Below are 13,986 nucleotides of genomic sequence, written 5' to 3' on the forward strand. Positions count from 1 at the left end.
TCGACCAAGCCGAATTGCTGACATCCAGTGGATTTGGCGTACGTCGCCCAGGGAGTTTCATGTATCGCGTCAGTTTGCTCGTAGCCGTCACCCTGTTGACTGGCTGCGCCGTCACCCCGCAAGCCAGAACCGCCGCCTCCCAGGCTGAAACAGGGGGCATCCTGATGCGTCCGATCGTGCAGGACTCGATCATTCGCGAAGGCGATGTCTTGAGCTTTCAAACCAGCGACACAGGCAACGCTCAAGCGGGATCAGGGATCCTCGCGCAACTTGAAGCCTCTTGCACGGCGGATCGCGGCAGCCTTCTGTACCTGACCAGTTCCGTGCGTCGCTATCTGGGGGGCAATGGCCGCGAGTACAGCGTGGGCTTGCCGATTCCTGCGTCGGCGTATCCGACGTTCAAGCGTCACCCTGATTTCATTCGTGCCTGCGCGCAGACGCCACAGGCGGACTGGCGTGTGGTCAAGGGCAGTGGCGAACAGCAATGGGTGATGATCGACCGCAACAGCCTCAAGACCGAAGGCAATGAGTTGAAGTTCTGGGCCGCGTACGACAATCCGTATGTAGCGTTCGATATGCCCTACAACGCGCCTTATGCACAAAAGCGTGAGCACTATGCCGTCAACTGTTCCAAACAGGTGTTCCGTCCGATCGGGGGGTATGACCTCAATGTCGACAACACCGTGACCGACGGCCAGGACCGCACTTCGCTGGCCGCCCAGCCAATTGCCGGAAGCAACGACGACTACGAGATGCTGTTCAAACTGGCCTGTGAGAAGCCGCAATCCATCGCGCAGTTGCCGGTGTTCGTACCCCGTGCCAAGAAGACCCAGCCGACGACTTTGCCGATGGTATCCGACAAGGTACTTTCCGCGATCAAGAACCTGAACATGACCCCGGTCAGCAAGCCTCTGAGCTACGTGGAAGTGGTAGGCAAGTCCACTTACGAGTCCACGACCAAGGACATGCGCGAGGAACGTTTCCTCGGTGTCGACGCTGTCAGTGGCCAGTCGACCCAGCGCTTGACGGGCAACGGCTACGAGGGCAACAGCGTGACCTTCCGTGGGCTGTTCGAGCTGGTGAGGCAAACGGAGTTCGGCGTGGGCAAGCCGTCGTCGATGAAAGACGGCTCCAGCGTGGAGGAGCTCAGCTTCAGTGGTGACTGGCAGCACATGCCGGTCAACGGCAAGCTGGGTTACATCATGCAACTGCGCACGTCCAATTCGGTGATCGGCAAGCTTGGCGAAATCACTCGCCGCAATGAATGCACGGTGGTTCGTGACCTGTCTGCCAATGAACTCAATGCCACGCTGAGCGGCGGGGCCAAAGAACTTTCTTGCCAGCAGAAAAATGATCAGTACGGCCGGGTGGATGCGTATTACTACCTGCAGGACTACGGCTACTTTTTCTTCGCCCGTACCGACAAGAACAACCACTACTACCATGACCTCACGCTCAAGACAGTGCGCTGAGCAGGCCGTTTGAACCTGACACGCCCGCCTCAGGCGGGCGAATCCCATACGCGAGAACATGCCCATGAGCTTCGGTAAAACCACCCCGATCCTGCGGATTTTCGATGAAGCCAAGGCCTTGGAGTTCTATGTCGACTTCCTCGGTTTCAAGATCGACTGGCAGCACCGTTTCGAACCCGGTTTCCCGTTGTACCTGCAAGTCTCCCGGGGCGAATGTGTGTTGCACCTGTCCGAGCATCATGGCGATGCAACACCGGGTTCGGCCCTGCGAATCGAGACCGATGAACTGGAGGCGTTCCAGCAGCAACTGCTGGCGAAGAACTACAAGTTTTCGCACCCGGGCATTCAGGCCATGCCGTGGGGCAGCCAGGACATGACCATCGCCGATCCGTTCGGCAATCGCCTGGTGTTCACCAACGCGATCAGTCTCTAACTGTCGTTCGCTACCCGGTGAGTCTGCCGAAACTCACCGGGCGGCATGCCACGCCGGCTCTTGAACGTGCGGTGAAACGAGCGCGGTTCGGTGAAGCCCAGATACTGGGCGATGTCCTGAATCGGCAACGTACTGTTTAACAGGTAATGCTCGGCCAGCTCCTGGCGCAAGTCATCGAGGATCTGCTGATACGAGGTGCCGGCCTGATGCAACTGGCGTTGCAGCGTGCGCACGGACACGGCGAGATGTTCGGCCACCTGTTCCTTGCGCGGCAGGCCTTCCTTGAGCAACTGGCGCAGGATGCTTTTGACCCGTTGCTCCAGCGACGCGTCCTCCAGCGTCGCCATCAGGCTCTGAGCGTGTTCTTCCAAGGTGCGCAGCAAATGCGCATCGGCCTGGCGCAACGGCAACTGCAAATACGGTAACGGCACGATCAGCGCGGAGTAAGGCTGATCGAACAGCACCGGGCATTCGAAAAACTGTTCGTACTGTTCCAGCGTCGCGTCCGCCGGACGTGAGTGCTCCAGCCACACAGCGGCCGGCGACAATTGGGTGTCGGCGATCCAACGCGCATATTGAAGCCAGGAACCGAGTACGTTTTCCACCAGATGCCGGCGAATTCGCGGGCGCTCAAAGCGGCAGCTCCAGATCAGGTGCACGTGGCTGTCCTGAACCTCGGCGCGGCTCACACCCATGTCGCCCACCAGTTTTTCGAATGGCATGATGCGGCTCATGGCGTCGCCCAGTGTCGCGCAGTTCATGGTGATGTAGCCCAGCACGCTCCAGGAGTTGGGCAGCACGAAATTCGCGGCATTGAGGCCGAACAGCGGATCGCCCGAGTGTTCGCAGAAATAATCGAGCAACCGTTCATGGGTTTCACCCGGCAGTCGCAGGCTGTTGTCGCTCAACTGCTGCGCCTGCAACCCGGCCGCCGCCAATGCAGGCTCGATGGCCATGCCCAGATGTTCGGCGTGGCGCAGGTACTTGAGCAGCGGCGGAACGGAGGTGAAGCCGAGCGATTGCATGACCGTATTCCCTTGATCGAGGCCGCCGTGGGCGGATGAGCGCCCTGAAAGGTAATTTGAATCCACGACTAAAGTAAATGGCTGACGCTTGCGCGACGTTTGACTCAATTGGCTACTCGAACTGGCCGGATGCGACCGTGACACTTTCGGCCGGCTGACTAGTATTAGGGCCTGAAATCTCACTGATCAGACTGCACAGAAGGACACACGCATGCGACGCTGGAACGGCTGGGGAGATGCAACAACGGTGGTCGAACTGCCGGCCCAGGGCGCAAGTTTTCTCCATGAGCGACTAGGGGAGGGCCGAGCGCTGCCCGATGCGACGCTTGAAGCGGCGATGGCCCGCGTACCGGTCTCGCGGCTGGCGGAGCACGCGTTGTACAGCATCGATGCCCATGACCGTCTGCTGCATGCCCGGGGGCAGAGCCTGCCGGACTGGCTGGCATTGCGCGAAGGTGCGCTGGGCAACTATCCCGACGCCGTGGCGTTCCCGGAAACCGCTGAACACATCCGCCAGTTGCTGGCGCTCGCCCAGGCGCAGGACCTGTGCCTGATTCCCTACGGCGGCGGCACGTCGGTGGCCGGGCACATCAATCCGCCCGACTCTGCTCGACCCGTGGTGACAGTGTCTCTGGCGCGGATGAATCGTCTGCTCGACCTCGATGAACCAAGCCTGCTGGCGACTTTCGGTCCCGGCGCCAGTGGGCCGCAGGTGGAAAGTCAATTGCGCGCCCGTGGCTACACGCTGGGGCATTTCCCGCAGTCGTGGGAGTTGTCGACGCTGGGCGGCTGGGTGGCCAGTCGTTCCAGTGGCCAGCAATCGCTGCGTTATGGGCGGATCGAGCAACTGTTCGCCGGCGGGACGCTGGAAACCTTTGCCGGGCCCCTGCAAATTCCAACTTTCCCGGCGTCGGCGGCTGGCCCGGATCTGCGTGAAGTGGTGCTGGGTTGCGAAGGGCGTTTCGGGATCATTTCCGAGGTCAAGGTGCGGGTCAGCGCGCTGCCGGCCGATGAGCGTTTCTACGGCGTGTTTCTGCCCAGTTGGAGCAAGGCACTGCAAGCCATTCAGCAACTTGCGCAAGCGCGGGTGCCGCTGTCGATGCTGCGTTTGTCCAACGCAGTGGAAACCGAAACCCAGTTGGCGCTGGCCGGCCATCCGCAGCAGATCGCCTGGCTGGAAAAGTATCTGAGTTTGCGCGGAGCGGGGGAAGGTAAGTGCCTGCTGACCTTCGGCGTGACCGGCAATCGCCGGCAGAATGCGTTGTCCCTGAGCCAGGCACGCCAGCACCTGAAGGCATTCGGCGGGGTGTTCACCGGCACACTGCTCGGCAAGAAGTGGGCGCAGAACCGCTTCCGTTTTCCCTACCTGCGCGAGAATCTGTGGAACGCCGGTTATGTGGTCGACACCCTCGAAACCGCCACCGACTGGAGCAACGTCGACAACCTGCTCAGCCTGATCGAAAACAGCCTGCGCGATGCCCTCGCGGCTGAAGGAGAGCGGGTTCATGTGTTCACGCATCTGTCCCACGTCTACGGCGAAGGCTCGAGCATCTACACCACCTACGTGTTTCGCCCGGCGGCGGACTATCCCGCGACGCTGGCCCGCTGGAAGGCCCTGAAGCACGCGGCCAGCCAGACCATCGTCGACAACCACGGCACCATCAGCCACCAGCACGGCGTAGGCAAGGATCACGCGCCGTACCTGCCGCGCGAAAAGGGCGAGCTGGCGATGGACACCTTGCAGGCGCTGAGCCGGCACTTCGACCCGGCCGGGCGCCTGAACCCCGGCACGCTGTTGCAGGAGTGACCGCCATGAGCGCGGACTGGAACGCCGAATGGCGCCAGCAGGTCCTGCCGACACTGGCGGGTGAAACCTGGGACCTGATCGTGATCGGCGGCGGCATCAGCGGTGCCGGAATCCTGCGTGAAGCCGCGCGCCGTGGCTGGCGCTGCCTGCTGCTGGAGCAGCGAGATTTTGCCTGGGGCACGTCCAGCCGCTCTTCGAAAATGGTTCATGGCGGTTTGCGTTATATCGCCAAGGGGCAGTGGCGACTGACACGCGATTCGGTGCGCGAACGCCAGCGTCTGCTCGACGAAGCGCCGGGGCTGGTGGAGCCGATGAGCTTCATGATGCCGCACTATCGCGGCGGTTTTCCCGGGCCTCGGGTGCTGGGTGGGCTGTTATCGATCTATGACGCATTGGCCGGGCGCCGAGATCATCGTTTCCATGACGCGCAGCAACTGCGTTATCTGGCTCCGGGAGTAAAAGAAAATGACCTGCTCGGCGGCACCTGTTTTGTCGATGCGCTGACCGATGACGCGCGGCTGGTAATGCGCGTGTTGAGCGAAGCACGGGCCGACGGCGCGGTGGTGCTCAACGGCGTGCGTGTCGAACATGTGCTGCGTGAAAACGGGCGGGTGTGCGGGGTTCAGGTCGAAGATTGCGAGGCCGGCTCGTCGCTGCAATTACGATGTGGTGTGCTGGCGGTGGCCACTGGCGCCTGGGCCGAACGCTTGCGTCCACCCGAAGCACCGCGCCAGTTGCGCCCGTTGCGCGGCAGTCATCTGTTGCTGCCGGGCTGGCGCTTGCCGGTGGCGCAGGCCTTTACGTTTATGCACGAGCAGGATCGGCGTCCTGTGTTCGTTTTCCCGTGGGAGGGTGCCACGGTGGTCGGCACCACGGACCTCGATCATCGCGAGAATCTGGATCAGAGCGCGAGCATCAGCGGCGAAGAACTGGACTATCTGCTGGCCGCCTGCCGACAGCAGTTTCCCGGCGCTGAGGTGACAGCGGCCGACGTACTTTCAACCTGGTCGGGCGTGCGCCCGGTGGTGGGCAGTGCGGCGGGTGAGCATCAAGACAAACCGTCGAACGAAACCCGTGAACATGTGCTGTGGCAGGAGCCAGGCTGCGTCACGTTGGCCGGCGGCAAGCTCACGACGTTCCGCCCGCAAGCCATCGAAGTGCTCAAGGCGTGCGCCGACATGCTCGGCCGTTCCTTCGATGACGATGCCGCGCCGGTATTTGCCGCCGTGCCGCCACTGACAATCCCCGGCCTCAGCCCCGGTCAGTGGCGACGTCTGGCCGGGCGACATGGCCGGGACTTGCCGAGACTGGCGCAATTGCTCGCCGAACTGGGCCACGACACTGTCGGCGCCACCGACACCTTGTGGGCGGAACTGGCTTTCGCTTGCGAAGCGGAAATGGTCCTGCACCTGGATGACCTGCTGCTGCGCCGAACCCGTCTGGGCCTGTTGCTGCCCCGTGGCGGCGCGGATTATTTCCCGGCCATTCGCCGACTCTGCCAAGCACGACTGGGTTGGGACGACGAGCGCTGGCAACAGGAACAGCAACGCTACCAGGCGTTATGGCAACGCCATCACGGCCTGCCGGAAATCGCGCAGTGATGCCCCTCGAAGAGAGCTCCATGGATAACCACCCGAACAAGCGTTACCTGCTGGCCATCGACAATGGCACCCAGAGCGTGCGCGCGCTGCTCTTCGATTTGCAGGGCAATCTGCTCGGCAAGGGCAAGGTTGAATTGCAGGCCTATTACTCGACGCAGCCGGGCTGGGCCGAGCAGGATCCGGAATATTACTGGGCGAAACTGGGCGAGGCCTGCCAGCAGGTGTGGGCGCAAACCGGCATCGATCGTTCGCAGATTGCCGGCGTTTCCCTGACCACCCAGCGCGGCACGGTGATCAACGTCGATGCCCAGGGCAAGCCGTTGCGCCCGGCGATTCTCTGGCTCGATCAGCGCCAGAGCGAAGTCGAAGGCGGGATCAAGGGACCGTGGGGCTGGCTGTTCAAACTGGCCGGCGCGCAGGCCACCGTAGATTACTTTCGCGCCCAGGCCGAAGCCAACTGGATCGCTCGCCATCAGCCTGACGTGTGGGCGGCGACCGACAAGTTTCTGCTGCTCTCGGGGTTTCTCACGCATCGCCTGTGCGGGCGCTTCGTCGACTCGGTGGGTTGTTGCGTCGGTTACCTGCCGTTCGACTTCAAGCGCCTGCGCTGGGCGGCGCCGCGTGACTGGAAATGGCAGGCGCTGGCGGTGCGTCCCGAGCAACTGCCGACCTTGCACAAACCCGGTGAAACCCTCGGCCATATCAGCGCCGAAGCGAGTCGCCACACCGGCATTCCCGAAGGCGTTCCGCTGATCGCGGCGGGGGCCGACAAGGCTTGTGAAGTACTCGGTTCCGGCGTCGTCGACTCGGGCACGGTGTGCCTGTCCTACGGCACCACGGCGACGATCACCAGCACCCGCTCGCGCTATCTGGAAATCGTCCCGTTGATTCCGCCGTACCCGTCGGCGGTGCCGGATCAGTACAACTGCGAGGTGATGATTTATCGCGGCTACTGGATGGTCAGCTGGTTCAAGAACGAGTTCGGCCTGCGGGAAATGCAACAGGCCAAGGAGCAGGGTATCGAGCCTGAACAACTGTTCGATGCGCTGGTCGATGCGGTGCCGCCGGGCTCGATGGGGTTGATGCTGCAACCGTACTGGTCGCCGGGGATTCGCGAACCGGGTGTGGAAGCCAAAGGCGCGATGATCGGTTTCGGCGATGTGCACACCCGCGCGCATATTTATCGGGCAATCCTCGAAGGCCTGGCCTATGCGTTGCGTCAGGGCATGGAGAAAATCGAGAAGCGCTCGAAGATCTCCGTCACCCGTTTACGTGTTGCTGGCGGTGGCTCGCAAAGTGATGCGGCGATGCAACTCACAGCGAACATCTTCGGTCTGCCGGCGGAGCGTCCGCACGTCTATGAAGCGTCCGGTCTGGGTGCGGCGATTTGTTGCGCGGTCGGGCTGGGGCTACACGCGGATTTCCCCACAGCAATTGCGGCGATGACACGGGTTGGCGCGGTGTTTCAGCCGCAACCCGAGGCGCAGCAGGTCTACGAGCGGCTGTACAAGGACGTCTATCTGCGCATGTATCGACAGCTCAAACCGTTGTACCAGAGCATCCGCAAGATCACCGGTTACCCGGCCTGAAAGAACAGCACGCGTGGCGCTATCGGAGAACTTTTCTGGTGAGATTGGACAGTGTCAGGGGCGAGGTCGGTTGTTAGGCTCATCCCCCACAGCACATCCAACAAGAACTAAAAGCAATGAAGCTGACATTCCTCCTGCTGCTGCTTTGTGGAATGGTCCCGACGGCGTGGGGCTGGTCGAATCATACGGTGGGCAGCTACCTGGCGTTGCAGGACCTGCCGGCGTTGCGCGATGCGCCACCTGTTGAAGTCGAACCGCTGGAGCGGTTTCTCTCCGAGCAATATCCGGCCATCGCCGCGTTGCTCGATGAGCAGGAACGCTTCGCCCGCGAGCATTTCAACCAGTACCCGCCGCGCCCCGACAACCTCAAGTTGCCCGCCGAGCCGAGCGACAATCTGCGCCACGACTTCCTCACCGCGCTGCGGATCAACCCGCAGATTCATCTGGCGATGGTCATCCAGCCGTTGCCGGGCAAGGACCTGCCGGAGCGCGAGCATCTGCAGGCCGATCAGGTCATGGTGGAGCAAACGCTTTCGCCGTGGAATCGCCAGCGTTTCATCCGCGTAGCCGATCACGAAAAAGTCGCGCCCCTGGCCGTGCTGGCCAGCGCCGCCGATGAGCCGGATTACGGCCACGACATCAATCTGTTCAGCGACAACCCCGGTGAAGTCGCCGCGATGTACGGCTTCGGCCCGCAGCCGTTTGGCGATGCGCGCTTCCAGTACAGCTCCCAGGCACCGTTCCACATGGGCTTCTTCCATGAGAGCCCGGTGGTGTACGCGGCCGCCGGATTTCTCGAGCGCAGTTGGCCGGACTGGCGCGCCTATCAATATATGGGGTTGGCGCGACTGGCGTTTGCCAGCGGCCATCCTTACTGGGGTTATCGCTTTCTCGGTTGGGGCCTGCACCACGTTCAGGACCTGACCCAGCCGTATCACGCCAAGCCATTGCCGGGCGTCGAACTGCCAAGCCTTCTGCTGCTGGAGGGTAAGGCGCTGGCCGGTTTTGCGGATGACAAACAGGCGTCCATCGAACGCGTCGCGACCCGCCACATGGAGGTCGAGAAATACCAGTCGACCTGGCTGCGCCGTGTGCTGCGCGCCGGTCAGCCGCATCCGATGCTCGACGCCTACGCCGATGCCGTCGGGGACGCGCATTACCCGCCGTACTCCGTGGACTACCTGCGCGAAGTGGTGAGCGCCGAGTCCGTCGACGACTCTGCCGCCTTCGATGAAGCCATCGGCCAGTGGCTGGAAACGGCGCCGGTCACCAGCGATTTCAGCGCGGGCAATCAGTTGCAGCGCGAGACCTTCGAGCACCCGGAACTCAATCGGCAATTGCTCAAATTGCTCGGCCATTTCGGCGCCCACAGCCGGATTTATGTTCGTGCGGGGCTGGCGCCCTAAGCATCGCGGCAACACACAACAATAAGAACAGGGAAGGAGGAACAGATGATCAACACTCGATTGCGCCTGTCTGGCGTAGCGCTCCCCGGTGTCGGTTTGGCAGGGCTGCTGCAACTCTGCGCAGTCGACGCGGTGCAGGCCGCCGAGTTCAGCGTGCTGGACAATCAGGTCACCGGCTCGCTCGACACGACCTTGTCCTATGGCCGCTTGTGGCGGGTGCAGGGCCGGGACAAGAACAACGATGACGTCAACACCAACGACGGCAATCGCAACTTCGACACCGGGCTGGTTTCCGAGGTGTACAAGATCACTTCGGAGCTGGAAGCCAACTACCAGAACTACGGGATGTTCCTGCGCGGCACCGCGTTCTACGACACCCAGTTGATGGACAAGCGTAACGACTACTACCACAACAACAGCCCGTCGCAGCCGAGCCAGAGTTATCCCCAGGACGACCGTTTCACCAGCCAGACCCGCGACATCGCCGGCAGCCGGATCGAGATGCTCGACGCCTACGTCCATGGCAGCTGGGACGTCGCGCAAATGCCGGTCACCGCGCGAGTGGGGCGTCAGGTGTTCAACTGGGGCGAGGGGATTTTCTATCGCGGCGGGGTCAACACCACCAACCCGGTGGACGCCGCCAAGTACCGCTTGCCCGGCGCCGAGGTCAAGGAAGTGCTGATGCCGGTGGAGGCGGTCAGTTTCAACATCGGCCTGACCGACAGCCTGACGATGGAGAGCTTCTACCAGACCAACTGGAAAGAAACCCGCATCGATCCGGTCGGCACGTTCTACTCGCAGACCGACCTGTTCGCCGACGGCGGCAACACCGCTTACAACAACTTCAGCGGCACCGCACTTGATACGCCGGTGCCGGGGTTTGGCAATGTCATCGGTCTGTACAGCGCACTGGGCAACAACCCGTTGCTCGGCCCGGCGCTGAAGTCCACCGGCCTCTACGCCAACGGCGTGACCCCGGCCTACGGCAACACCCTCAAGGTGGCGTCGATCGGCAAGGACTACAACGCGCGCAATGACGGCCAGTTCGGCTTTGCCTTTCGCTACATCGCCGAAGAGCTCAACAGCACCGAGTTCGGCTTGTACATGGTCAACTACCACGCCAAGGAGCCGACCATCGCCGCTGACCTTGGCGGTTACAAGGGCATCGACATGAATGCTCTGACCAACATGCTCTCCAGCGTTGCCGGCAGTCAGGCCGGGGCTCTCGCCAACGGTCTGGCGACCGCCGATGTGATGGGCAACATCCAGGCCCATCGGCGGTATGCCGAAGACATCCGCATGTACGGTTTCAGCTTCAACACCACGCTGGGCAATGCCTCGGTGTTCGGTGAAGTGGCCTATCGACCGAACCTGCCCATCGGCGTCGCGGCCACCAACGATCTGATCGGCGATCTGGCCAACGGTGCTGCCGCAGCAGTGTCCGGCAAGACCATCAACGTCGGCGGGCAAATGGTCACCCTCGACAGCCAGATCAACAACGCCGAGCGGGTGGAAGCGTTCAACACTTCGCTGGGCAGCATCTACAACTTCGGCCCGACGCTGTCGTTCGACTCGATGTTCGGCATCTTCGAACTGGCCTCCGAGCATCTGCGCGGCAGCAGCCTGCAATACACCGCCTACGATGGCAGCACCCGTTACTACGCCGGCACCGGCAACACTTCGTACGTGTCCGGCGGTGATCGCGACGATCAGGTCAACCGCAATTCCTACAGCTACACGGTGATGTTCAACGGTACCTGGAACGACGTGTACGCCGGGATCAACGTCTCGCCCTACGTCGTCTACAAGGACGATTTCAAGGGCAACAGCTACCAGGCCGGCAATGCCATCGAAGGTCGCAAGGCCTACACGCTGGGGGTCAAGGCCAACTACCAGAACAAGCTCGAAGCCGAACTGCAGTACACCGAGTTCTGGGGTGGCGGGCAGAACAACGGCATTCGCGACCGCGACAACGTCGGTTTCAACCTCAAGTATTTCTTGTGAGCCCACAGGTTTTTGAATTCGGAGAACGAACATGTTTCCTGCATCACGACTGACCAAGACCACACTGGCGTTGCTTTTGAGTTTGACCGCTGCAAGTACGCTGGCCGCCATCTCGCCCCAGCAGGCCGAACAACTGAAAACCTCGCTGACCCCCATGGGCGCGGAGCGCGCCGGTAACGCGGCCGGCACCATCCCGGCCTGGACCGGCGGCATCACCCAGGCGCCGGCCGGCTACAAGCCCGGCCAGCATCACCCCGATCCGTACGCGGCGGACAAACCGCTGTTCACCATCACCAAGGCCAATCTCGACCAGTACAAGGCGCACCTCAGCCCCGGCCAGATCGCGCTGTTCAACAGCTACCCCGACACCTTCCAGATGCCGGTCTATCCCTCGCGCCGATCCGGTTCGGCGCCGCAGTGGCTGTATGACAACACCCTGAAGAATGCGACCTCGGCCAAGTTGCTGGAGGGCGGCAGCGGGTTCGCCGATGCCTATGGCGGCGTACCGTTCCCGGTACCCAAGGATGGTGTCGAAGTGCTGTGGAATCACATCACTCGCTATCGCGGCATCTACGTGGTCCGCCGCGCCTCCGAAGCACCTGTGCAGCGCAACGGCAGCTTCGCGCTGGTGACCTCGCAGCAAGAGGGCTTCTTCAATTACTACCGCCCGGGCGGTCAATTCGCCGATCTGAAAAACATCCTGTTCTACTACCTCGCCTTCGTGAAAAGCCCGGCACGCCTCGCCGGTGGTGCAGCGTTGGTGCACGAGACACTGGACCAGCTCAAAGACGCCCGTCAGGCCTGGATCTACGACGCCGGCCAACGCCGCGTCCGCCGCGCACCGAACCTCGCCTACGACACGCCGATCGCCTCCTCCGATGGCCTGCGCACCGCAGACGACACCGACCTGTTCAACGGCTCGCCGGACCGCTTCGACTGGAAGCTCAAAGGCAAACAGGAAATCTACATCCCCTACAACAACTACAAAGTCGGCAGTCCCGACGTGAAATACGCCCAACTGCTCACCCCCGGCCACCTCAACCCGCAATACACCCGCTACGAGCTGCACCGGGTCTGGGTGGTGGAAGGCACACTCAAACCAGGTGCACGGCATATCTACTCCAAACGCGTGCTGTTCCTGGACGAAGACAGCTGGGGCGCCGCACTCGTGGATCAATACGACGGGCGAGGGGAGTTGTGGCGCGTGTCGATGGCCTACCTGAAAAACTTCTACGACCTGCCCACCACCTGGAGCGCACTCGACGTCTTCCACGACTTGCAGGCCCGTCGGTACTACGTGCAGAACCTGGATAACGAAGAGGCCTCGACCGTCGACTTCTCGCAACCGGTGCCGGAGGATTCGTACTTCATGCCGTCGGCGTTGCGGCAGCGGGGGACGCGGTAAACGACGGGAATCAGCTCCCTTTCTCCCTCACCCTTTCGAGAGTGGGCGGAGTGAGGGAGTAGCTCTTTGCGGAGCCAGCGCGCCGATGATTCAGTCATCGGTTAACTGCGCAATAAAGTGTGACGAAGTAGCTGCTGAACCCAGAACAGCATCCGAGATAGATTTCGCCCTCGAATAAGAATGAAGGCGAAAGCATGCAGCGCAATATGCCCGAATCAATGGAACCCAATGCCTCCAGAGCTGATATCGCACAGATGATTGGTGAGCTCGGCGATCAGGTAACAAATTTTCAAAACCTGTTATCTGCCTGTCATGACTCGATAAAGAGCGATGCTGACTTGCAAGGGCGAATGGCGCTGATTGATGAGCTCTACTCGCATGCTGACAGTGAAGATCACGCAGCGGCACGATTTGCAGAGTTGGTGGCTGATCGTGTGTATGAGTACGAGACTGAAACCGTTTTGATTCCTTATCCCTCTCCGTCGGAGATGACAGAGCAACTGCGTATCGCTGCCGCCCAAAACGGCCATTCCATGGAAGACGAAGCGCGGCAGATTCTGGAGAACGCGTTGGCTACGGTTGATCGAGCCGGCGGGTTAGGTACTCGGATACACAATCGATTTGGCGACATGGGTGGTGTCGAACTCGATCTGCCATCACGTTCAGAAAACCTCAGCGGCTGATAAACACCGCTCACAAAAAGCCCGCCGCCACACCAAAACCAGTGTGGCGGCGGGCTTTTTACAGGGCGCAAAAAATGGCGAGTGCACCGCACTCGCCACCTCCCGCATCAATCTGTCGGCACGACCTTGTCCAGCGCACGGTTAACGGCCATTTCGGCGATCATCACGATTTGGGCGATGCCTTGCAGGGTTTTGCGGTGGCTGCCCTCGACCAGCGCCACATGATTGTTGAGCATGACGGTGGCGGAGCCGAGGGATTCGCTGGCGTCCACCAGCAGGGATTCAGTGTTGGCTTCGGGGTGAGCCTGATAGAGGGTGTTGGGTTTGTAGGGCGCGGCCATGATGTGGGCGCTGAGTGGGCCCAGGTGATAATCGAGGGCGCGTTCGGCGGCTTCGTTGAAGCGTTTCGAACCGGGGCATTCGTAGGGGGATGCAGGATCCGGGATGATTGTGGGTTCGGTGAGCGGTGGGTTTGGCGTTACCTTGAACATGGATGTTTACCTTTTATGAGGCTGCATCCATTTCGCCGCTAAGCAAAAGGGAGGCAGCTGTGCGCAAGTT

The 13,986-nt window shown here is 61.5% G+C and carries 11 protein-coding genes; 9 read left to right on the forward strand and 2 right to left on the reverse strand.

Annotated elements, in window-relative coordinates; translation table 11 throughout:
• Window positions 1–59 precede the first annotated feature (59 nt).
• Together IF199_RS03800 and IF199_RS03805 are read left to right on the forward strand one after the other, a co-directional pair.
• The gene (locus IF199_RS03800; protein ID WP_192559721.1) at window positions 60–1,472 is read left to right on the forward strand and encodes a hypothetical protein; all 1,413 of its coding nucleotides are present in this window, start codon (window positions 60–62) and stop codon (window positions 1,470–1,472) included.
• Between the two features lie 64 nt (window positions 1,473–1,536).
• On the forward strand, window positions 1,537–1,905 hold the full coding sequence (locus tag IF199_RS03805; protein WP_085734057.1) for a glyoxalase superfamily protein: 369 nt from the start codon (window positions 1,537–1,539) through the stop codon (window positions 1,903–1,905).
• Here IF199_RS03805 and gliR read toward each other — a convergent pair.
• On the reverse strand, window positions 1,902–2,930 hold the full coding sequence (gene gliR, locus IF199_RS03810; RefSeq protein WP_192559722.1) for an AraC family transcriptional regulator GliR: 1,029 nt from the start codon (window positions 2,928–2,930) through the stop codon (window positions 1,902–1,904). The two genes, IF199_RS03805 and gliR, sit on opposite strands and share 4 nt — an antisense overlap.
• Window positions 2,931–3,141: 211 nt before the next feature.
• On the opposite strand from gliR, the gene IF199_RS03815 reads away from it, so the two are divergent.
• The 7 genes from IF199_RS03815 (at window position 3,142) to IF199_RS03845 (ending at window position 13,425) form a co-directional block, all read left to right on the forward strand.
• Window positions 3,142–4,737 carry an FAD-binding oxidoreductase gene (locus IF199_RS03815; RefSeq protein ID WP_192559723.1) on the forward strand — a complete coding sequence of 532 codons (1,596 nt, stop codon included), beginning with the start codon at window positions 3,142–3,144 and terminating at the stop codon, window positions 4,735–4,737.
• A 5-nt stretch (window positions 4,738–4,742) separates the two neighbouring features.
• The gene (locus IF199_RS03820; protein ID WP_192559724.1) at window positions 4,743–6,338 is read left to right on the forward strand and encodes a glycerol-3-phosphate dehydrogenase/oxidase; all 1,596 of its coding nucleotides are present in this window, start codon (window positions 4,743–4,745) and stop codon (window positions 6,336–6,338) included.
• A 20-nt stretch (window positions 6,339–6,358) separates the two neighbouring features.
• Window positions 6,359–7,927: an FGGY-family carbohydrate kinase gene (locus IF199_RS03825; RefSeq protein ID WP_192559725.1), complete on the forward strand. Its 1,569-nt coding sequence runs from the start codon at window positions 6,359–6,361 to the stop codon at window positions 7,925–7,927.
• Between the two features lie 116 nt (window positions 7,928–8,043).
• Window positions 8,044–9,333: a phospholipase C/P1 nuclease family protein gene (locus IF199_RS03830; RefSeq protein WP_192559726.1), complete on the forward strand. Its 1,290-nt coding sequence runs from the start codon at window positions 8,044–8,046 to the stop codon at window positions 9,331–9,333.
• A gap of 45 nt (window positions 9,334–9,378) precedes the next feature.
• Complete coding sequence (locus IF199_RS03835) at window positions 9,379–11,337, forward strand: DUF1302 domain-containing protein (RefSeq protein ID WP_096818761.1); 1,959 nt, start codon at window positions 9,379–9,381, stop codon at window positions 11,335–11,337.
• A gap of 31 nt (window positions 11,338–11,368) precedes the next feature.
• Window positions 11,369–12,742 (forward strand): DUF1329 domain-containing protein, encoded by a 1,374-nt coding sequence (locus tag IF199_RS03840; protein ID WP_192559727.1) that lies wholly within the window; start codon window positions 11,369–11,371, stop codon window positions 12,740–12,742.
• A gap of 488 nt (window positions 12,743–13,230) precedes the next feature.
• Window positions 13,231–13,425 carry a FitA-like ribbon-helix-helix domain-containing protein gene (locus IF199_RS03845; RefSeq protein WP_192560904.1) on the forward strand — a complete coding sequence of 65 codons (195 nt, stop codon included), beginning with the start codon at window positions 13,231–13,233 and terminating at the stop codon, window positions 13,423–13,425.
• Between the two features lie 107 nt (window positions 13,426–13,532).
• Here the strand turns inward: IF199_RS03845 and IF199_RS03850 are convergent, their stop codons facing one another.
• Entirely contained in the window at window positions 13,533–13,916 is a 384-nt protein-coding gene (locus IF199_RS03850; RefSeq protein WP_192559728.1) for a DUF6124 family protein, read from the reverse strand.
• Between the last annotated feature and the right edge of the window lie 70 nt (window positions 13,917–13,986).

Source organism: Pseudomonas allokribbensis (assembly GCF_014863605.1).
GTDB lineage: Bacteria > Pseudomonadota > Gammaproteobacteria > Pseudomonadales > Pseudomonadaceae > Aquipseudomonas > Aquipseudomonas allokribbensis.